This window comes from Achromobacter insuavis (assembly GCF_902859645.1).
In the GTDB taxonomy this organism is placed as follows: Bacteria; Pseudomonadota; Gammaproteobacteria; order Burkholderiales; family Burkholderiaceae_B; genus Achromobacter; species Achromobacter insuavis.
This window is the reverse complement of sequence record NZ_CADIJR010000001.1, coordinates 344,073-365,689: the sequence shown is the minus strand read 5'-3', so window position 1 is coordinate 365,689 and position 21,617 is coordinate 344,073. Positions and strand designations below refer to the sequence as shown.

Below are 21,617 nucleotides of genomic sequence, written 5' to 3'. Positions count from 1 at the left end.
CGCCAGGCGCGGCACGATTGTATAGAGCGGCGGCTGTCAGCGACCCAAACGCCCCCGCGGCGACCGCCTTGCGGACAGGTCGCCCGCGCGCCGTTGCGCGGCGGGCCCGACGCGCGGTCTCAAGGCAGGCGGCAAGGCGCCGAGAAGTCGACCGCCGCCAGCACGGCTTCGCGCAGCTTGCCGACCAGCGGCCGGGTGTCGTCGCGGCGGTACTGGAAGGAATACGGCAAGGCCGCCGGCGCCGGGTCGCACGCCAGCACCCGCAGGCTGCCCTCGTCCTGCAACGCCCGCGCCCAGTGGCTGGGCAGCAGCCCCACGCCGGTGCCCTCGATCAGCAGGCCGGCGATGGCGCCCCAGTTGTTGCAGCAGAGCCGTTCGCCGGCCACGTCGCGTCCGGCCAGCCAGTCGTCGACGATGCGGGTGGTGCCCGCGCCCGCCGGCAGGGTCACCAGCGGCAGCCGCGCCAGCAGGCCGGGCGCCATGCGGGTCGCGCCCGCCAGCGCGGCCGGCGCCGCGGCCCAGGCGAACGCGGCTTCGCCGATCGGCGTGGAAGCGATGTTGGGGCGCGAGGAGCGCCCGGCGATGACGGCGAAGTCCAGTTCGCCGTCGGCCACGCGCTGCTCCAGCACCTGGCCGATATCCACATAGGGCTCCAGCACCAGGTCGGGATAGGCGGCGCGCACCACGCCGATCAGGCGCGGCAGCCAGGTCAGCGCGGTCAGCTCGCCCACGCCGAAACGGCAGCGGCCGCGCAGGCCCGGCGTCTCGGCCAGCGAGGCGCGGATCCGGTCGGCGGCGGCCAGCAGCTCGCGCGCCTGCGGCAGCAGCCGCTGGCCAGCGTCGGTCAGGACCGCCTTGTGGCCGCTGCGGTCGAACAGCGGCTGGCCCAGCGCGTCCTCGAGTTCGGCGATGCGCTTGGACAGCGACGACACCGACAGGTGCAGCCGCTCGGCCGCCACGGCGAAACTGGCGCAGGTGGCGGCCCAATAGAAGGCTTCGAGTTGCTTGAGGGTCATGCCCGGATTGTAGGGGCGCGCGGATCCCCCCGGCGCGGCATGGCCACGCGGACGGCCATGGCGGCGGCGTCCGCGTCGACGGGGTCAGGCGGCCTGCGGCAAGCGCAGTTGCGGCGACAGGCGCAGCGTGTCGATGGCGGCGCGGAGCATGCGCTCGACGCGCGGCCAGATATCGCCCTTGAGGCGATCGGACCAGCAGATCGTGCCGAACACGCCCTCGACCAGGGAGTGCAGGTAGACATTGGACAGGCGCACGTCGAGCGCGGGCGGCAGGTCCTCGCGGCTGACGGCGGCGCGCAGCAGTTTTTCCGAAGTACGCAGGGCGTGGCGCTCCCACAGGTCGCGGCGGCGCAGCAGCGGCGCGTTCTCGTCGCTGCGCTCGCATTTCAGGTAGAGGATTTCCAGCACGCGCTGCACCGAGCCTTCCTCTGCGTAGATCTGCACGTACTGGCGCATCGAGGCATAGAGCGCTTCCAGCGCCTCGCCATCGGTCGACACGCGGGTCAGCGACACCGCTTCCCCCAGGGCCCGGTCGCACATGGCGATGCAGACGTCGATCTTGTTCTTGTAGTGGCCGTAGACGGCGCCCCGGGACACGCCCGCGAAATCGGCGATATCGCTCATGGTGGTGCTGGCCACGCCCCTGGACAGGAACACGTGCTCGGCGGCGTCCAGGATGCGGTCGCGGGTGCGTTGGGATTCTTCTTTCGTCTTGCGGGCCATACAGGGATCTCCTTGGGGAAACAGGGGTTGAGGGAACGGGAACAGGCGATATGAAAACGGCGGCCCGTCTTGCGGGGGCCGCCGGCTGCGCACTGTAAAGAAGTATGCAGACGCCAGCATACTTTCGAACAAAACAATTAATCAAGCATGACGGATTAAATGATAGACTGCCGACCCCACAGGGAAAACCCGCGACTTTCCCTCTCTCGCCCGCAACGGGCGCCTCACAATAATTTTTAAAAAAATGACGCACCGAGTTCCCCTCAGAACGCTCGCATTCGCATCCGTACTGGTTCTCGTTTCCGCATGCTCGAAGCAGGAAACCCCCGAAGCCGCCAAGGCCCCCGCCGAAGTCGGTGTCATCGTGGCCAAGGCCACGCCCACCGCCGTCGCCAGCGAACTGCCCGGCCGGCTGGAGCCCTATCGCGAAGCCGAGGTCCGCGCCCGCGTGGCCGGCATCGTGACCCGCCGCCTGTATGAGGAAGGCCAGGAAGTGACGCGCGGCACGCCGCTGTTCCAGATCGACCCGGCGCCGCTGCAGGCCGCCTACGATTCCGAGGCCGCCTCGCTGGCGCGCGCCCAGGCCAACCTGTCGGCCGCCGCCGACAAGCTGCGCCGCTATGCCGATCTGGTGTCGGACCGCGCCATCAGCGAACGCGACCATGCCGAAAGCGTGGCCGAGGAGCGTCAGGCCCGCGCCGAAGTGGCGCTGGCCAAGGCCAACCTGCAAAGCGCCAGGCTGCGGCTGGAATACGCCCGCGTCACCTCGCCGATCGACGGCCGCGCGCGCCGCGCGCTGGTCACCGAGGGCGCGCTGGTGGGCGAAGGCCAGGCCACGCCGCTGACGGTGGTGCAGCAGCTCGACCCGATCTACGTCAACTTCTCGCAGCCCGCGGCCGAAGTCATGCAGCTGCAGAAGCAGATCCGCGCCGGCGCCCTGCAAGGCGTCGCGCCCGACAAGATGCGGGTGCGCCTGCTGCTGCCGGACGGTTCCGAGTACGGCCAGGGCGGCACGCTGTCGTTCGCCGACCTGGCGGTCGATCCCGGCACCGACAACGTGACCATGCGCGCGCTGTTCGACAACCCGGGACGCGAACTGCTGCCGGGCATGTACGTGCGGGTGCGGCTGGAGCAAGCGGTCAACCGCGACACCTACCTGGTGCCGCGCAACGCCCTGCTGCGCAACGCCGACGGCGCGCACCTGCTGGTGGCCGGCGATGACGGCGAGCTGCGCAGCGTGCCGGTGGCGGCGCATCGGCTGCTGGGCCCGAACTGGGTCGTCACCGAGGGGCTGACGGGCGGCGAACGCGTGGTGGTGGAAAACGCCGCGCAGCTGGCCCCGGGCCAGAAAATCAAACCGGTCGAGCGGGCCGCGCCGAGCGCGCCCGCGGCGACCGCGGGAAATCACGAAAAAAGGTAAACCGCCATGGCGCGTTTCTTTATCGATCGCCCCGTTTTCGCGTGGGTGATCTCGCTGCTCATCGCGCTGGTCGGCCTGTTGTCGATCCGCGCGCTGCCGGTGGCGCAGTATCCGGACATCGCTCCGCCCGTCGTCAACATCGGCGCCAGCTATCCCGGCGCTTCGGCCAAGGTGGTCGAGGAAGCCGTCACCGCCATCATCGAACGCGAGATGAACGGCGCCCCGGGCCTGATGTACACCTCGTCCAGCAGCGATTCGACCGGCTGGGCCAGCATCAACCTGACCTTCAAGCAGGGCACCAACCCCGACATCGCGGCGGTGGAAGTACAGAACCGGCTGAAGGCGGTCGAGCCGCGCCTGCCCGAATCGGTGCGGCGCGACGGCGTGCGGGTGGAAAAGGCGGCCGACAACATCCAGCTGGTGGTGTCGCTGAAGTCCGACGGCAGCCTGGACGACATGCAGCTGGGCGAACTGGCCGCCTCCAACGTGCTGCAGGCGCTGCGGCGGGTCGAGGGCGTGGGCAAGGTGCAGCTGTTCGGCGCGGAAGCCGCGATGCGCATCTGGCCCGACCCGGTCAAGCTCACCGCCCTGTCGCTGACGCCGGGCGACATCGTCTCGGCCCTGCGCAGCCACAACGCGCGCGTCACCATCGGCGAACTGGGCAACCAGGCCGTGCCGAAGGACGCGCCGCTGAACGCCAGCATCGTGGCGGGGGAATCGCTGCACACGCCGGAGCAGTTCGCCAACATTCCACTGCGGGCGCTGCCGGGCGGCGCCACGCTGCGCCTGAAGGACGTGGCGCGGGTGGAGCTGGGCGGCACCGACTACATGTACCTGTCGCGCGTCAACGGCCTGACCGGCACCGGCCTGGGCATCAAGCTGGCGCCCGGCTCGAACGCGGTCGAGACCACCCGCCGCATCCGCGAGACCATGCGCGAGCTGGCGCAGTACTTCCCGCCGGGCGTGAGCTGGGACATTCCGTATGAAACGTCCACCTTCGTCGAGATCTCGATCAAGAAGGTGCTGATGACGCTGCTGGAGGCGGTGGCGCTGGTGTTCTGCGTGATGTACCTGTTCATGCAGAACCTGCGCGCCACGCTGATCCCGACGCTGGTGGTGCCGGTGGCGCTGCTGGGCACGCTGGGGGTGATGCTGGGACTGGGCTATTCGATCAACGTGCTGACGATGTTCGGCATGGTGCTGGCCATCGGCATTCTGGTGGACGACGCCATCGTGGTGGTCGAGAACGTCGAGCGCATCATGGCCGAGGAAGGCCTGTCGCCGCATGACGCCACGGTCAAGGCCATGGGCCAGATCAGCGGCGCCATCGTCGGCATCACGGTGGTGCTGGTGTCGGTGTTCGTGCCGATGGCGTTCTTCGACGGCGCGGTGGGCAACATCTACCGCCAGTTCGCCGTGACGCTGGCGGTGTCGATCGCCTTCTCGGCCTTCCTGGCGCTGTCGCTGACGCCGGCGCTGTGCGCCAGCCTGCTCAAGCCGATCCCGGCGGGCCACCACGAGAAGCGCGGCTTCTTCGGCTGGTTCAACCGCGCCTTCGCGCGCCTGACCACGCGCTATACGGCGCGCGTGGCCGGCGTGCTGGCGCGGCCGGTGCGCTTCGGGCTGGCCTACGCGCTGGTGATCGGCGTGGCGGCGCTGCTGTTCGCGCGCCTGCCGTCGTCGTTCCTGCCGGACGAGGACCAGGGCAGCTTCATGGCCATGGTGATCCTGCCGCAGGGCTCGCCGCAGGCCGAGACCATGGCGGTGGTCAAGGACGTCGAGCGCTACATGATGGAGCACGAGCCGGTGCAGTACGTGTACTCGGTCAACGGCTTCAGCCAGTACGGCAGCGGGCCGAACTCCGCCATGTTCTTCGTCACGCTCAAGGACTGGCAGGAGCGGCGCGACGCTTCGCTGCACGTCGATGCGGTGGTCAAGCGCATCAACAAGGCATTCGCGGATCGCAAGAACCTGATGGTGTTCGCGCTCAACTCGCCGCCGCTGCCGGACCTGGGCTCGACCTCGGGCTTCGACTTCCGGCTGCAGGATCGCGGCGGCCTCGGCTACGAAGCCCTGACACAGGCGCGCCAGAAGCTGCTGGCCAAGGCCGCCGAGCATCCCGCGCTGACCGAAGTGGTGTTCGCCGGCCAGGAAGAGGCGCCGCAACTGCAATTGCGCGTCGACCGCGACAAGGCGCAGGCCATGGGCGTGCCGATCGACGAGATCAACACCGCGCTGGCGGTGATGTATGGCTCGGAGTACATCGGCGACTTCATGCTCAACGGCCAGGTGCGGCGCGTGACGGTGCAGGCCGACGGCAAGCGCCGCGTGGACGTGGACGACATCTCGCGCCTGCACGTGCGCAACCTGCAGGGCCAGATGGTGCCCCTGTCGGCGTTCGCCACGCTGAAATGGTCGATGGGCCCGCCGCAGCTGAACCGCTACAACGGCTTCCCGTCGTTCACCATCAACGGCTCGGCGGCGCCGGGCCACAGCAGCGGCGAGGCCATGCGCGCCATGGAAACGCTGGCGGCCGAGCTGCCGCGCGGCATCGGCTTCGACTGGTCGGGCCAGTCGTACGAAGAGCGGCTGTCCGGCAACCAGGCGCCGGTGCTGTTCGCGCTGTCGGTGCTGATCGTGTTCCTGGCGCTGGCGGCGCTGTATGAAAGCTGGTCGATTCCGCTGGCGGTGATCCTGGTGGTGCCGCTGGGCGTGATCGGCGCGCTGTTGGGCGTGACGGTGCGCGGCATGCCCAACGACATCTACTTCAAGGTCGGCCTGATCGCCACCATCGGCCTGTCGGCCAAGAACGCGATCCTGATCGTGGAAGTGGCCAAGGACCTGGTGCGCGACGGCCAGGGCGTCCTGTCGGCCACGCTGGAAGCGGCGCGGCTGCGGCTGCGGCCGATCGTGATGACCTCGCTGGCGTTCGGCGTGGGCGTGCTGCCGCTGGCGCTGGCCAGCGGCGCCGCCTCGGGCGCGCAGGCCGCCATCGGCACCGGCGTGCTGGGCGGGATCATCACCGCGACCGTGCTGGCGGTGTTCCTGGTGCCGCTGTTCTTTCTCATCGTGGGGCGCATGGTCGGCATGCGCGCCCGCCCCGCGCGCCCCGAGGGCCGCGAATCGCTGGAGACGACGCCATGAAACCCGTGGCAATGACCCTGCTGGCGCTGGCCCTGTCCGGCTGCTCGCTGGCGCCCACCCATGAGCGCCCCGCGGCGCCGGTGCCGGCGCAGTACGACACGCCGGCGCAGCCCGGCCAGGCGGCCGCGCCGCCGGACTGGCGCGCCTATTTCAACGACCCGGCGCTGCAGACCTGGATCGCGGCCGCGCTGGCCAACAACCGCGACCTGCGGGTGGCGGCGCTGCGCATCGAGGAGGCGCGCGCGCTGTATGGCGTGCAGCAATCGGAACGCCTGCCGTCGATCGACGCCAGCGGCGAATTCAGCCGCGGCCGCGCCGCCGAACCGGGCCAGCCGCGCATGCCGGTGGCCAACCGCTACCGCGCCGCGGTCGGCATCACCGCGTTCGAGCTGGATTTCTTCGGCCGGGTGCGGAGCCTGTCGGATGCGGCGTTGGCGCGCTACCTGGCGAGCGAAGAGGCGCACCGCGCCGCGACGCTGGCGCTGGTGGCGGAAACCGCCACCGCCTACTTCAACCAGCGTTCGCTGGCCGAGCAGTTGCGCCTGACCGACAGCACCCTGGCGCTGCGCGAGGCCTCGCTCAAGCTGACCCAGCGCCGTTATGACGCCGGGCTGGAGACCGCCATCGGCCTGCGCACCGCGCAGATGCTGGTGGAAAGCTCGCGCGCCACGCGCGCCGAGCTGACCCGCGAGGCCAGCCTGGCGCGGCATGCGCTGGGCCTGCTGGCGGGCGACTTCACCCTGCCGGTCGGCGTCGATGCGACGCCGCTCGAAAGCCAGGCGCTGACGCCGCTGGCGGCTGGCCTGCCGTCCGAGCTGCTGACGCGCCGCCCCGACCTGCGCCAGGCGGAACAGGCGCTGCGCGCGGCCAACGCCGACATCGGCGCGGCGCGCGCGGCGTTCTTCCCGTCGGTGCAGCTGACCACGGACATCGGCACCACCGCCGACCGCTTCTCTGACCTGTTCAGCGGCGGCACCGGCGGCTGGAGCTTCGCGCCGCGCCTGACGCTGCCGATCTTCAACGCCGGCCGCAACCGCGCCAACCTGTCGCTGGCCGAGACCCGCAAACACATCGCGGTGGCGCAGTACGAGGGCAGCATCCAGGCGGCGTTCCGCGACGTGGCCGACGCCCTGTCGGCGCGCGACGCGCTGCGCGACCAGATCGAGGCCCAGCGCAAGGTGCGCGACGCCGACCGCGAGCGCCAGCGGCTGGCCGAGCGGCGCTATGCGCGCGGGGTGGCGAACTACCTGGAGATGCTGGAGGCCCAGCGCAGCCTGTTCGAGTCGGAGCAGGAATACATCCGGCTGCAGCAGCGCCGGCTGGTCAATGCGGTGGATCTGTACAAGGCCCTGGGCGGCTGGGACGACGGCGCATCGCCAGCGTCCTGACGCCACCGGGCCATTGGGCGGTGATGCGGGACGCGCCGCCCTGGCGGGTCAGGCGCGCGCGCTGACGCGGTAGGCGCAGCGGCGCGCGCCCAGCAGGATGTGCTCTTCGCGCTCGACCCGCACGCCCTCGCCCAGCACCTGCCGGAACAGTTCCAGCTCGCTGCGGCAAAAGCCCATACAGGCCTGGGCCGCCGCACAGATGGGGCAGTGGTTCTCGATGAACAGGAAGTCGTCGCCGTCGCGGCGCATCTCGGCCATGTAGCCCTCGGCCGAGCGCACCCGCGCCAGGCATTCGAGCCGCTGCGGCAGATCGCTGGCGCCTTCCAGCGCCTGCCGGTAGGTGGCCAGCATGGCGGCCTCGCGCACCGAGATCAGCTTGTCCACGCCATCGTCGCCGAACACCTGGCGCACGGCGTTGATCATCTGCACCGTCATGTCGGCGTGCGTGTCGGGGAAGCGCCGGTTGCCGGCATCGGTCAGGAACCAGATCTGCGTGGGCCGGCCGCGCCCGGCGCTGCGGCTTTCCGAATCCACCAGGCCGTCCGCGTGCAGGCGCGCCATCTGCTGGCGCACCGCCTCGGCCGTGACGTCGAGCGCCTTGGCGATGACCGCGACCGACTGCGGGCCGCGCGTCTTGAGCGTCATGAGCACGCGGTCCGCCGGCTGGTGCGGTTGCCAGGAAATGGGATGGGACAGGCTGTCGTCGGACATGGAAAGTGGGAAAGGCGCCAAGCCCCTATGGTGCCACGGATTGCGCCTCCCAGCCGCCGCCCAGCGCCTTGTAGAGGGCGACCAGGCTGGTATAGGAAGCCGTTTCGGCCTGCGCCACCGCATCCTGCGCCCGCAGTTGCGTGCGCTGCGCGTCCAGCACCGTCAGGTACGGCGCGCTGCCTTCACGGTAGCGCAGGCGCGCCAGCTCCGCCGCGCGGCCGCTGTGGCCGGCCGCCTGCGCCAGGTTGCCGAGCCGCTGCTGGGTCTGGCCGTACTGCGTCAGCGCCCCCTCCAGTTCCTCGACCGCCTGCAGCACGGTCTGCTCATAGCGCGCCACCTCGCCCTGCGAACGCGCCTGGGCGGCGCGCTTGCGGGCCAGCGCGGTCGGCAGGTGGAAGGCCGGCCAGTTGACGCCGGGCGCCACGCTGAAGGCGCGGCTGGAGGCGCTGCCGAAATCGGCCCCGCGCAAGGCCACGAAGCCGAGGAAACCGCCCAGGTCGATGCGGGGATACAGCTCGGCGGTGGCCACGCCCACGTCGGCATTGGCCGCCGCCATGTTGCGCTCGGCCGCCCGGATGTCGGGACGGCGCGACAGCAAGGCGCCGACGTCGCCGATCGGCAGGCGCGCCGCCAGCGGCGGCTGCGGCGTGGCCGCGTCCAGTTCGCCCAGTTCCACCGGGCGCAGGCCGGCCAGCACCGCCAGGCGGTACAGCGCCAGGCGCCGGGCGGTTTCCTGCAGCGGCACGCTGGCCTGCACGGTTTCGAGTTCGGCGCGGGCGCTGGCCAGGTCGCCCTCGTCGCCGCGGCCGGCCGACACCATGGCCTGGATCACGCGCAGGCTGTCGCGCTGGCTGTCCAAGTTGGCGCGCGCCACCGCCAGGCGTTGCTCGGCGCCGCGCAGCTCGAAGTAGTTGCGCGCCACCTCGGCCACCACCACGATGCGGGCCTGCGCCAGGTCGGCGGCCTGGGCTTCGCTGCGCGCCGCCGCGCCCTCGGCCGCGCGGCGCAGGCGGCCAAACAGGTCGATCTCCCAGGCGGCGTCGAAGCCGGCGCGATAACTCTTGGCCAGGTTGCGCTCGCCCGCCACGCCGGGATTGGCCTGCGACAGGCTGCGCTCGAAGCGCCCGCCCAGCGTCACGGTGGGGAACTGGTCGAGTTCCTTCTCGTCCAGCACCGCGCGCGACTCGGCCAGGCGGGCCTGGGCGATACGGATGTCATGGTTGCGTTGCAGCGCCAGCGTGATCAGCCGGTCCAGTTGCGGGTCCTGCAGCTGCTTCCACCAGTCCTGCTGCAGCCGGTCGGTGGAGAACAGCGCCTGCTCGGGGCTGGCCAGCGCCACCGGCGCGGCCTGGGGTTTCTGGTAGTCGGGGCCCACGGCGCAGCCGGCGGTGGCCAGCGCGGCCAGCAGCACCGCGGCGCCGCGGCGCAGGCGTTTGGAAAGGTCGGGATGATTCATGAGATTCCTCAATGCGTGGCGGCCGGCTGCGACGTCGCGAGCGGCGGCGCGTCCTCGGCCTGCGCCTGCGCCAGTTCGCGGGCGCGCGGCGTGTCGTTGGCGGCGCGGTGATCGCGCGCCAGCACGGTGTAGACGGTGGGCAGCACGAACAGCGTGAAGAGCGTGCCGACCAGCATGCCGACCACGATCACCAGCCCCAGGCTGTAGCGGCTGTGGGCGCCGGCGCCGCTGGCGAACAACAGCGGAATCAGGCCCACCACCATGGCGGCGGTGGTCATCAGGATGGGGCGCAGGCGGATGCGGGCGGCGTGCTCCATGGCGCTGCGCCGGTCCAGGCCGTGGCTGACCTGCATCTCGTTGGCGAACTCCACCATCAGGATGCCGTGCTTGCTGATCAGCCCGATCAGCGTCACCAGCCCGATCTGGGTGTAGATGTTGATGGTCGCCATGCCCAGCGCCAGCGGGATCAGCGCGCCGCAGATCGACAGCGGCACGCTCACCAGGATGATGAACGGGTCGCGCAGGCTTTCGTACTGCGCCGCCAGCACCAGGTAGATGACGATGATGGCGAAGATGAAGGTGATCATCAGCGCCGAACCTTCCTGGCTGAACTGGCGCGCGTCCGATTGCCAGTCATAGCTGAAGCCGGCCGGCAGCTGCTGCGCCTGGCGCGTCAGGAACTGCACCGCGTCGCCCATGGTCACGCCCGGCATCGGGATGGCCTGGAAGGTGGCGGCGTTGAGCTGGTTGAACTGGGTCAGCTTGTTGGGCTCGACGCCCATCGACACCGACACGATGTTCGACAGCGACACCTGCGCGCCGCTGGCGCTCTTGACGTAGTACCGCGCCAGCGATTCGGGCGAGATGCGCTGCTCGCGCAGGCTCTGCGGGATCACGTCGTACGAGCGGCCATCCATGCCGAAGCGGTTGATGTAGTTCTCGCCCACCAGCACCGCCAGTGTGTCCCCCACCGCCTTCATGGTGACGCCCAGGCTGTTGGCCTTGGCGCGGTCCACCTTCAGCTGCACCACCGGGTTGTTGTAGTCCAGGTCGCTGTCGACCACCATGAACAGGCCGCTGGCGCGCGCCGCCTGCTTCAGGTTTTCCATGGCCTCGTAGACCACCGGGTAGTCGGCCGCGCTCATGATGACCATCTGCACCGGCAGGCCGCCGGTCGAGCCGGGCAGCGGCGGCAGCTGGAAGGCGAAGATGTTGCTGCCCTCGATCTGGTTGACCATCGACTGCATGTCGGCCTGGATCTGGTCGGCCGAGCGCTTGCGCTCGTGCCAGTCGACGAAGTCGACGCCGCCGATGCTGTTGGACACGCCGTCCGAGCCGTTGATCAGCCAGCGGCCCTTCTGTTCGGGCAGCGTCGCCATCACGTCGTCCCACTTCTTGCCGAATTTCTCGACGTAGTCGATGTTGGCGTGCTGCGGCGACTTGATCGCGGTGAGCACGGTGGACTGGTCCTCGACCGGCGCCAGCTCGCGCTGGGCGGCGTTGTACAGGAACGGCAGGCTGGCCATCACCGCCACCGCCAGCAGGCCGGTGACCCAGCGATGGTGCAGCGACACATCCAGCAGCCGGCCGTAGGCCTCGCCCAGGCGGCCGAAGAAATGCTCGGCGCGGCGCGCCATCCAGCCTTCGGACACCTGGCTGTTGAGCAGGAACGAACTCATCACCGGCGACAGCGTCAGCGCGATCACGCCCGACACCACCACCGCCCCCGCCAGCGTGAAGGCGAATTCCTTGAACAGCGAACCGGTCAGCCCGCCCATCAGCCCGATCGGCGCGTACACCGCAGCCAGCGTGATGGTCATGGCGATCACCGGGCCGGCCACTTCGCGCGCGCCGATCAGGGCCGCGCGCACCGGCGACTTGCCTTCCTCGATATGGCGGTGCACGTTCTCGACCACCACGATGGCGTCGTCCACCACCAGGCCGATGGCCAGCACCATGGCCAGCAGCGTCAGCAGGTTCACGCTGAAGCCGAACAGCGCCATGATGGCCGCGCCGCCCAGCATCGACAGCGGAATGGTGACCACCGGGATCAGCACCGCGCGCAGCGAGCCCAGGCACAGGAAAATCACCGCCACCACGATGACGATGGCTTCCATCAGCGTGTGCACCACGCCGTCGATCGAGGCGCTGATGAAGCGCGCCAGCTCGAACGGCACTTGCACGCTGGTGCCGGGCGGCAGGTTCTGCTTGATGTTGGGCAGCAGTTCGTTCAGGCGCTTGACGATCACCAGCGGGTTGCCGACCGGCGTGGCGTTCAGGCCGAAATACACGGCCGGCTCGCCATCCATCAGGCCGCTGGAGTCGGTCGAGGCCGCGCCCAGTTCAACCGTGGCCACGTCACCCAGGCGCACGATGGCGTCGCCCTCGCGCTTGATGACCATGTCGCGGAACTCGGCCACGTTGACCAGGTCGGTGTTGACCTTGATGTTGGACACCACGTACAGGCCCTTGGCCTGGCCGGGCGCCGCCTGCACGTTGTTCTGGCGCAGGGCCTCGGCCAGTTCGCCGGCCGAGATGCCGCGCGCGGCCAGCCGGTCGGGGTCGAGCCAGACGCGCATCGCCAGCTTCTGGCCGCCATACAGCTCCACGCTGGCCACGCCGTCGATGGACGACAGCTGCGGCTGCACCACGCGCGACAGGTAGTCGGTCAGCGCCGGCAGCGACATGGTGGAACTGGAGAACCCCACGTAGGCCACGGCGGTGGCCTCGCCGGCGGACTTGACCAACACCGGGTCGTAGGCGTCCTGCGGCAGGCGGTATTTGACTTCGTTGACCTTGGCCATGACCTCGGTCATGGCCTTGTTGGAATCGGCATTGAGCTTCATGCGCACCGTGATCACGCTGCGCCCCTGGGTCGAGGACGACGACAGGTAGTCGATGCCCTCGACGGTGGCGACGGATTGCGCGATGGGCTGGGTGACGAAGCCCTGCATCAGGTCGGGCGAGGCGCCCGGGTACTGCGTGGTGATGGTGATGGTGGTGCTTTCGGTCAGCGGGTACTGGCGGATCGGCAGGCCGCTCAGGGCGCGCAACCCGAGCAACAGCAGCAGCGTGCTGACCACCAGCGCCAGCACCGGCCGGCGGACGAACAGATCGGTGAACTTCATGATCGGCTCCGCGGGTTCAGCGGGCTTGCGCCACGGATTGCGGCGCGGCGTCCAGCGCCACGGTGTCCTGGGCGCTGATCTCGACGGGTGCGCCGTTGTGCAGGCGCAGCTGGCCCGAGGTCACCACGCGGTCGCCCGGCTTGAGGCCCTTGGTCACCACCACCCGGCCGCGCACGCGCTCGGCGGTCCGCACGTAGGCCTGGGTCACGGTCGGCGGCGCCGACGCCTCGCCGCCCTTGGGCGGCGTCACCACGTAGACCGAGTCGCCATAGGCGCTGTAGCTGATGGCGGTTTCTGGCACGGTCAGCACGCCGGGCCGCGGCGGCAGCACCACCTGGCCATGGGCGAACATGCCGGCCGCGAGCGCGCCGTCGGCGTTGGCCAGCGTGGCCTGCACCCGCACGGTGCGCGAGCCCGGGTCGACCTGCGGTTCGATGGTGGTGACGGTGCCGTCGAAGACCCGGCCGGCGTGGGCGTCGACCGTCACGGTCACCGGCTGGCCGGCGCGCAGCGCGCCCAGCGCCTGCTCGGGCAGCGTGATGTTGGCGTAGACGCTGGCCGCGTCGGTCAGCGACACCAGCGGATCGCCGGCGCGGGCGAACTGGCCCAGGTTGACCCGGCGCACGCCGAGCACGCCGTCGAACGGGGCCTTGATGCGCTTCTGCTCGATCAGGGCCTGGACCCGCTTGATCTCGCCGGCGGCCTGGTCGTAGTCGGCCTGGGCCTGGTCCAGCTGCTCGCGCGTGGCCGCCTGCTGCGGCACCAGGCGGCGGGTGCGTTCCAGCAGCGCCCGGGCGTTCCTGGCCTGGGCCTGCAGCCGCGCCAGTTCGCCCTGCTCGGGCGCGTCGTTCAGCTGCACCAGCAGCTGCCCGGCGCGCACCCGCTCGCCGGGGGTGAACAGGATCTGCGCCACCCGGCCGTCGACTTCGGCCGGCACCAGCACCTGCCGGGTCGCCTCGAGCGAGGCGATGCCCGACAGCGCCGCCGGGAAATCCGCCTGCAACACGGGCGCCACCGCCACCTTGGCCGGCGCCATGGCCCAGCCGCCCTTGTGCGACGCGCCGCCGAATTTCCAGTACAGCCCGCCCCCCGCCACTACCGCCAGGGCCAGCACCCCGGCCGCCCATGCGCCTGATTTCGCCTTCATGACTCTCTCACTATTTATCAAAGGAATTGCTTGGATAATCCTTGAAAAATCGGACGAAGTCAAAAAACCTAAAGTAATGTTTAGGATTAAGAAAACCTATCGGCGGGAAATGGCCAAAAAAAACGCCGGCGAAGGCCGGCGGTTTGCGGGGAAACAGGCTTGCGCCCAGGGCGCAACGCCAGGGCTACGTGCGCACCATGTGCAGGTAGTGGCGGTGGCGTTCGTACTGGTCGAGGATGTCGCCGATGACGGCGTCGCGGCTCCAGCCCATGATGTCGTAGTCCTGTCCGCCCTCGCGCAGGTGGACCTCGGCGCGGAAGTACTTGCGCTCTTCCTCGTCGGCGGCCTCTTCGGGCGTCAGGCTGGGCCGCACGAAGGCCTGCGGCCGCACCGAATAGAAGAAGTCCAGGTGTTCGCCGTGGTTCACCTCCAGCACCACCCCGCCCTCGCCGTCGCTTTCCTTGACCGCGACGGCGTAGCCCTGCTTGCGCAGTTCATCGGCCACGTCCTCCAGCGCCGGGGTCACCACATCCGCGATGAAGCGCAGCACGTGGGCGCGGCGCGGCATCATGACCATGTTGCGCAGCCGCCGCTCCCACGACTGGCCACCGCGCGCGGGGCGCGACAGCGTCAGCGACTGGTAGCGGATGCCACGCTTGGTGGCGTCGAGCCTGAGCGCCTTGAACAGCCCCCACAACGACAGCAGCAGGATGATCGAGAACGGCAGCGCGCTGGCGATGGTGGCCGTCTGCAACGCCGTCAGGCCGTCGGCCAGCAGCAGCGCGATGGCCACCGCGCCCATCGACAGCGACCAGAAGATGCGCTGCCACACCGGCGTGCGGTCGGCGCCGCCCGAGGCCAGCAGGTCCACCACCAGCGCGCCCGAGTCGGCCGAGGTGACGAAGAACACCGCCACCATCGCGATGGCGAAGATCGAGATCACGCTGCTCCAGGGCAGCAGCTCGAAGAACGCGAACAGCGCCAGCGAATTGTCTTGTTTGACCGTATCGGCGAACCCCTTGATGCCGTCGACCAGGATGAAGTGGATGGCGGTATCGCCGAACACCGTCATCCAGAACAGCGTGAAGCCGGCCGGCACCAGCAGCACGCCGCTGACGAATTCGCGGATGGTGCGCCCGCGCGAGATGCGGGCGATGAACAGGCCGACGAACGGCGACCAGGCGATCCACCAGCCCCAGTAGAACAGGGTCCAGCCGCCGATCCAGTCGGTCGGCTCGTAGGCGTACAGGTTGAAGGTCTTGTTGACGATGTCCGACAGGTAGGCGCCGGTGTTCTGCACGAAGGTCTGCAGCAGGAACACGGTGGGGCCGGCCACCAGCACGAACAGCAGCAGGATCACCGCCAGCACCATGTTGGCCTCGGACAGGATGCGGATGCCCTTGTCCAGGCCGCTGGCCACCGACAGCGTGGCCAGCCCGCAGGTGATGACGATCAGGATGATCTGCGGCATCACGCCCACGGGAATGCCGAACAGATGGTTCAGCCCGCTGTTCATCTGCGCCACGCCCAGTCCCAGCGAAGTCGCCACGCCCAGCACGGTGCCGATGATGGCGAACACGTCGACCGCGTGGCCGATGGGGCCGTGGATGCGATTGCCGATCAGCGGATACAGGGCCGAGCGCAGGGTCAGCGGCAGGCCGTGGCGGAAGCTGAAGAATGCCAGCGTCAGCGCCACCACCGCGTAGATGGCCCAGGCGTGCAGGCCCCAATGGAAGAAGGTGATCTTCATGGATTCGCGCGCGGCGGCCGCGGTGGCGCCCTCACCCACCGGCGGCGACATGAAGTGCATGACCGGCTCGGCCACGCCGAAGAACATCAGGCCGATGCCCATGCCCGCCGAGAACAGCATGGCGAACCAGGTGAAGTTGCGGTAGTCGGGCTCGCTGTGATCGGGCCCCAGCTTGATGTCGCCATAGCGGCTGATGGCCAGGAACGCCACCGACAGCAGGATGATGGCGACCACCAGGATGTAGAACCAGCTGGCGTTGCCCAGGATCCAGGCCTGGATCGATTCGAACAGATTCTGCGCGGTCCTGGGCGCCGTGATGGCAAAGCCCACCAGCAGCAGCGTGAACAGCGCCGCCGAATAGAAGACCGGGCGGTTGATGGTGGATGGTCGGGTTTCTGAAGACATGCTGCCGCTCCTTTCGCCCGAGGGATGCCAAAGGCTGCGGCGCTGGCCCCCTCAGTCCAGCCGGCGCGCCGCCGTTATTACTATCATGCCGCCGCTGGCCGTGACAATGCCCGCGTCGCATGGCCGCACCGCGCCCGGCATCCGGGCCCGGGCCGGCCGCGCGGGTCGCCGTCGGGCCGGGCGGCCCTAGCCGGGGTCGCGTTCGCCGAATACCACGCGGCGGAAGAACCCCGCCAGCACCGATTCGGTGGTCTCGGCGCTGACGTTCTGCGGGTCGAAGGCGAAGCTGAATTGCATGCCGTCGGACAGCGCCAGCAGGCCGATGGCCAGCTCGCGCGCGGGCAGCGGCAGGGGCGTGCCGACGCGCTCGGAGAACTGGCGGATGTATTCGGTGGTGGCTTCGCGCAGCTCGCCCATACAGGCGATGAAGCCGACGCGGAATTCGGGATCGCGGGCGGCCTGCAGCTTGGCTTCCATCCACAGCAGGAAGCACTCGTTGTCGCGGAAATGGTTGCTGTAGTAGTGCAGCACGCTGTCTTCCATCTGCTGGCGGGTCTCGCCGGCCTCGAAGATGGCGCGCATGTCGCTCATCACGTTTTCATGGTCGCGCTTGAGCAGCTGCAGGAACAGTTCGGACTTGCTGGCGAAATTGGAATAGAAGGCGCCGCGGGTATAGCCGGCCAGTTCGGCGATGTCCTCGACGCTGGCGGCGACGAAACCCTTGGTCAGGAAGATCGATTGCGCGGCATCGAGCAGACGCTGGCGCGTCTGGTCGCGGCTTTGCTCTCGGGTAAGGCGGACTTTTGACATGGGGCGATTCTATCATCTGGAACGATTTCAGATTCACACTTGTATTTGAATACACACCCGAATTAGAATCCATCCCGTATCGGATTGCCAGGGTGCCGCGCGCCGGCCTGCAAGGGCCTGCCGCCTCGCGTCCCGTTTCCCCCTCCTGCCCGCGTCGCGAGGTGTTTCGTGAATTCTTCAGGTTCTTGCGCGCCCGTCGCCGCGCGCAATCCCGCCGCCCATGCCGCGGCGCTTTCCCATCCTGTCCTGCGCCGCCCCTGGCCCGCGCTCGCCCTGGCGCTGACGCTGGCGCTGGCCGGCTGCGGCAGCAAGGAGGCCGAGCCGCCGCCGCCGCGTCCAGTGGTGGCCATGCCGGCCAAGGCCGATTCGGCGCTGCCGGCCTGGACCCTGCCCGGCGAAGTGCAGGCGCGCTACAGCACGCCGCTGTCGTTCCGGGTGGGCGGCAAGATCATCGAACGCAAGGTCCGGCTGGGCGACACGGTCAAGCCGGGCCAGGTGGTCGCCAGGCTCGACCCCGCCGACGCCACCAAGAACGCCGCCGCCGCCCGCGCCCAGCTGTCGGCCGCCCAGCACCAGCTGGACTACGCCAAGCAGCAGCTGGACCGCGACCGCGCCCAGTCCAGGGAAAACCTGATCGCCGCCAACCAGCTCGAACAGACCCGCAACGCCTACGCCTCGGCGCTGGCGCAGCGCGACCAGGCGGCGCAGCAGGCGGCCCTGTCGGCCGACCAGCTCAACTACACCACCCTGGCCGCCGACCACGCCGGCGTCATCACCGCCGAGCAGGCCGACACCGGCCAGAACGTGGCGGCGGGCCAGGCGGTCTACAACCTGGCCTGGGCGGGCGACGTCGACGCCCTGTGCGACGTGCCCGAAAGCGTGCTGGCGGGCCTGGCCATCGGCCAGCGCGCCACCGTCACGCTGGCGCCGCTGCCCGGCCAGACCTTCAGCGCCGTGCTGCGCGAGATCGCGCCGGCGGCCGATCCGCAGAGCCGCACCTACCGCGCCAAGCTGACGCTGGAGTCGCCCTCGCCCGAGGTGCGACTGGGCATGACCGCCAACATCAGCTTCGACAACCGCCAGGCCAACGGCGCCACCACCTACACGGTGCCGGCGACCGCGCTGTTCCATGACAACGGCGAGCCGGCGGTCTGGATCGTCAAGCCGCAGGAAGACACGCTGGAACTGCGTCGCGTGCAGGTGCTGCGCTACGACGCCCGCAGCGTCACCCTGACGCAGGGCGTGCAGGCCGGCGAGCGCGTGGTCTGGCAAGGCGTGCACGCCGTGTCGGCCGGCGAGAAGGTCCGCGCGGTGCCGCCGCTGCACCCCGAGGACTTCGCATCATGAGCGCGCCGGTTCCCGAGAATCAGAACGCCGCGCACCGCCACGAGGAAGGCAAGTTCAACCTGTCGGCCTGGGCGCTGCGGCACCAGCCGCTGGTGATCTTCCTGATCACGCTGGTGACGCTGTTCGGCGTGCTGTCGTATTCGCGCCTGGCGCAGTCCGAAGACCCGCCCTTCACGTTCCGCGTGATGGTCATCAAGACCCTGTGGCCCGGCGCCACCTCGCAGCAGGTGCAGGAGCAGGTCACCGACCGCATCGCCAAGAAACTGCAGGAAACACCGTCCACGGACTTCCTGCGCAGCTACTCGCGTCCCGGCGAATCGCTGATCTTCTTCACCATGAAGGACTCGGCGCCGGCCAGCGAGGTGGCCAACGAGTGGTACCAGGTGCGCAAGAAGGTCGGCGACATCGGCGCGACGCTGCCGCAGGGCGTGCAGGGGCCGTTCTTCAATGACGAGTTCGGCGACGTCTACACCAACATCTACACCCTGGCGGGCGACGGCTTCTCGCCGGCGCAATTGCGCGACTACGCCGACAGCCTGCGCACCGTGCTGCTGCGCGTGCCGGGCGTGGCCAAGGTCGATTACTTCGGCGAGCAGCCCGAGCACGTCTATATCGAGATCAGCAACACGCAGCTGACGCGGCTGGGCGTGTCGCCGCAGCAGATCGCCGAGGCCATCAACAGCCAGAACGCGGTGGCCAGCGCCGGCACCCTGACCACGGCCGACGACCGCGTGTTCGTGCGTCCCAGCGGCCAGTTCCAGGACACCCGGGCGCTGGCCGAGACGCTGATCCGCGTCAACGGCAAGTCGATCCGGCTGGGCGATATCGCCACCATCCACCGCGGCTATGACGATCCCCCGGCCGAGCAGATGCGCACGCGCGGCGAGCCGGTGCTGGGCATCGGCATCACCATGCAGCCCGGCCAGGACGTGGTGCACCTGGGCAAGGCCCTGGACGCCAAGTTCGGCGAACTCAAGGCGCGGCTGCCGGCCGGCCTGACGCTGACCGAAGTGTCGAGCATGCCCAAGGCGGTGTCGTTCTCGGTGGACGAGTTCCTGCGCTCGGTGGCCGAGGCCGTGGCCATCGTGCTGATCGTCAGCCTGGTGTCGCTGGGCCTGCGCACCGGCATGGTGGTGGTGATCTCGATTCCGGTGGTGCTGGCGGTGACCGCGCTGTTCATGGACATGTTCGGCATCGGCCTGCACAAGGTCTCGCTGGGCACGCTGGTGCTGGCGCTGGGCCTGCTGGTGGACGACGCCATCATCGCGGTCGAGATGATGGCGGTGAAGCTGGAACAGGGCTGGAGCCGCGCGCGCGCCGCCGCCTTCGCCTACACCAGCACCGCCTTCCCGATGCTGACCGGCACGCTGGTGACGGTGGCCGGCTTCCTGCCGATCGCGCTGGCCAAGTCCAGCACCGGCGAATACACCCGTTCGATCTTCCAGGTGTCGGCGATCGCGCTGATCACCTCGTGGTTCGCCGCGGTGGTGCTGATCCCGCTGCTGGGTTATCGCATGCTGCCCGAGCGCAAGCGCGAGGCTCACCTGCCCGATGACCACGAGCACGACATCTACAACACCCGCTTCTACCAGCGCCTGCGCGGCTGGGTGGCGTGGTGCGTGGACCGCCGCTGGCGCGTGCTGCTGGCGACCGTGGCGCTGTTCGTGGTGTCGATGGTCGGCTTCGGCCTGGTGCCGCAGCAGTTCTTCCCCAGCTCGGACCGCACCGAGCTGCTGGTGGACGTGCGGCTGCAGGAAGGCGCCTCGTTCGCCGCCACGCTGCGCCAGGTCGAGCGGCTTGAAAAGGTGCTGGACGGCCGGCCCGAGATCGCCCATTCGGTGAGCTTCGTCGGCACCGGCGCGCCGCGCTTCTACCTGCCGCTGGACCAGCAGCTGGCCACGCCCAACTTCGCGCAGATCGTCATCACCGCCAACTCGGTGGAAGACCGCGAAAAACTGGCGCACTGGCTCGAACCGGTGCTGCACGAGCAGTTCCCGGCGATCCGCAGCCGCCTGTCGCGGCTGGAGAACGGCCCGCCGGTGGGCTTCCAGGTGCAGTTCCGCGTCAGCGGCGACAAGATCCCCGAGGTGCGCCAGGTGGCCGAGAAGGTGGCCGCCGAAGTGCGCGCCGACAGCCGCTCGGTCAACGTGCAGTTCGACTGGGACGAGCCGTCCGAGCGCTCGGTGCGCTTCGACATCGACCAGCAGAAGGCGCGCGAAGTGGGCGTAAGCTCGAACGACATCTCCAGCTTCCTGGCGATGACGCTGTCGGGCTACACCGTGACGCAGTACCGCGAGCGCGACAAGCTGATCAACGTCAGCCTGCGCGCCCCCGACAGCGAACGCGTCGACCCGGGCCGCCTGGCCACGCTGGCCATGCCCACGCCCAACGGCCCGGTGCCGCTGGGCAGCCTGGGCCAGGTGCGCTACGGCCTGGAGTACGGCGTGATCTGGGAACGCGACCGCCAGCCCACCATCACCGTGCAGGCCGACGTCAAGGCCGGCGCGCAGGGCATCGACGTCACCCACGCCATCGACAGGAAGCTGGACGCGCTGCGCGCCGAACTGCCCGTCGGCTACCGCATCGAGGTCGGCGGTCCGGTCGAGGAAAGCGCCAAGGGCCAGTCGTCCATCAATGCGCAGATGCCGATCATGATCGTGGCGGTGCTGACGCTGCTGATGGTGCAGCTGCAAAGCTTCGCCCGCGTGCTGATGGTGGTGCTGACCGCGCCGCTCGGCCTGATCGGCGTGGTGGCCGCGCTGCTGCTGTTCGGCAAGCCGTTCGGCTTTGTCGCCATGCTGGGCGTGATCGCGATGTTCGGCATCATCATGCGCAACTCGGTGATTCTGGTCGACCAGATCGAACAGGACATCAGCGCCGGCCACAAGCGCGTCGACGCCATCGTCGGCGCCACGGTGCGGCGCTTCCGTCCCATCACGCTGACCGCGGCGGCCGCGGTGCTGGCGCTGATCCCGCTGCTGCGCAGCAACTTCTTCGGCCCCATGGCCACCGCGCTGATGGGCGGCATCACCAGCGCCACGGTGCTGACGCTGTTCTTCCTGCCCGCGCTGTACGCGGCCTGGTTCCGCGTGCGCCACGACGAGCGCGAGGAGCCCGAAGGCGTGCCGCCCGGCGCCCACGCCGGCGACAACGTAGAACGAGGAGCCTGACG

13 protein-coding genes are annotated in these 21,617 nt (G+C 69.4%); 5 read left to right on the top strand and 8 right to left on the bottom strand.

From position 1 onward, the window contains the following. Positions 1-119: 119 nt before the first annotated feature. Both H0523_RS01650 and axyZ read right to left on the bottom strand, forming a co-directional pair. A complete protein-coding gene (locus H0523_RS01650; RefSeq protein ID WP_054429663.1) occupies positions 120-1,016 on the bottom strand; it encodes a LysR family transcriptional regulator in 897 nt (298 codons plus the stop codon). Between the two features lie 84 nt (positions 1,017-1,100). Then, entirely contained in the window at positions 1,101-1,739 is a 639-nt protein-coding gene (gene axyZ / locus H0523_RS01645) for a multidrug efflux transcriptional repressor AxyZ (protein WP_054429664.1), read from the bottom strand. Positions 1,740-1,983: 244 nt separating this feature from the next. Here axyZ and axyX point away from each other — a divergent pair, with 244 nt between their 5' ends. From axyX to oprZ, 3 genes are read left to right on the top strand one after another with little or no spacing between them, the layout of a single operon-like run. Beyond that, the gene (gene axyX, locus H0523_RS01640) at positions 1,984-3,159 is read left to right on the top strand and encodes a multidrug efflux RND transporter periplasmic adaptor subunit AxyX (protein ID WP_054429665.1); all 1,176 of its coding nucleotides are present in this window, start codon (positions 1,984-1,986) and stop codon (positions 3,157-3,159) included. Between the two features lie 6 nt (positions 3,160-3,165). Continuing rightward, a complete protein-coding gene (gene axyY / locus H0523_RS01635) occupies positions 3,166-6,303 on the top strand; it encodes a multidrug efflux RND transporter permease subunit AxyY (protein ID WP_054429666.1) in 3,138 nt (1,045 codons plus the stop codon). Beyond that, positions 6,300-7,691 (top strand): multidrug efflux RND transporter outer membrane subunit OprZ, encoded by a 1,392-nt coding sequence (gene oprZ / locus H0523_RS01630; protein WP_054429667.1) that lies wholly within the window; start codon positions 6,300-6,302, stop codon positions 7,689-7,691. The genes axyY and oprZ overlap by 4 nt, the downstream gene beginning before the upstream one ends. A 48-nt stretch (positions 7,692-7,739) precedes the next feature. On the opposite strand, the gene H0523_RS01625 is transcribed toward oprZ, so the two are convergent. The 6 genes from H0523_RS01625 to H0523_RS01600 all read right to left on the bottom strand — a co-directional run bounded on the left by H0523_RS01625 (position 7,740) and on the right by H0523_RS01600 (position 17,098). After that, the gene (locus H0523_RS01625; protein ID WP_054429668.1) at positions 7,740-8,402 is read right to left on the bottom strand and encodes a helix-turn-helix transcriptional regulator; all 663 of its coding nucleotides are present in this window, start codon (positions 8,400-8,402) and stop codon (positions 7,740-7,742) included. Positions 8,403-8,427: 25 nt separating this feature from the next. Further along, complete coding sequence (locus H0523_RS01620; protein ID WP_054429669.1) at positions 8,428-9,858, bottom strand: efflux transporter outer membrane subunit; 1,431 nt, start codon at positions 9,856-9,858, stop codon at positions 8,428-8,430. Between the two features lie 8 nt (positions 9,859-9,866). Continuing rightward, positions 9,867-12,986: a MexW/MexI family multidrug efflux RND transporter permease subunit gene (locus tag H0523_RS01615; RefSeq protein ID WP_054429670.1), complete on the bottom strand. Its 3,120-nt coding sequence runs from the start codon at positions 12,984-12,986 to the stop codon at positions 9,867-9,869. Positions 12,987-13,002: 16 nt separating this feature from the next. After that, entirely contained in the window at positions 13,003-14,133 is a 1,131-nt protein-coding gene (locus tag H0523_RS01610; RefSeq protein WP_054429671.1) for an efflux RND transporter periplasmic adaptor subunit, read from the bottom strand. A gap of 184 nt (positions 14,134-14,317) precedes the next feature. Further along, positions 14,318-16,288: a BCCT family transporter gene (locus tag H0523_RS01605; protein ID WP_054429672.1), complete on the bottom strand. Its 1,971-nt coding sequence runs from the start codon at positions 16,286-16,288 to the stop codon at positions 14,318-14,320. Positions 16,289-16,474: 186 nt separating this feature from the next. Then, entirely contained in the window at positions 16,475-17,098 is a 624-nt protein-coding gene (locus tag H0523_RS01600) for a TetR/AcrR family transcriptional regulator (RefSeq protein ID WP_054429673.1), read from the bottom strand. 168 nt (positions 17,099-17,266) lie between these two features. Between H0523_RS01600 and H0523_RS01595 the strand changes: the two genes are divergently transcribed. Both H0523_RS01595 and H0523_RS01590 read left to right on the top strand, forming a co-directional pair. Then, positions 17,267-18,445, top strand: a complete 1,179-nt coding sequence (locus H0523_RS01595; RefSeq protein WP_369816778.1) for an efflux RND transporter periplasmic adaptor subunit — start codon at positions 17,267-17,269, stop codon at positions 18,443-18,445. Continuing rightward, positions 18,442-21,615, top strand: coding sequence for an efflux RND transporter permease subunit (locus H0523_RS01590; protein ID WP_054429674.1), 3,174 nt, complete (start codon positions 18,442-18,444; stop codon positions 21,613-21,615). The genes H0523_RS01595 and H0523_RS01590 overlap by 4 nt, the downstream gene beginning before the upstream one ends. Positions 21,616-21,617 lie beyond the last annotated feature (2 nt).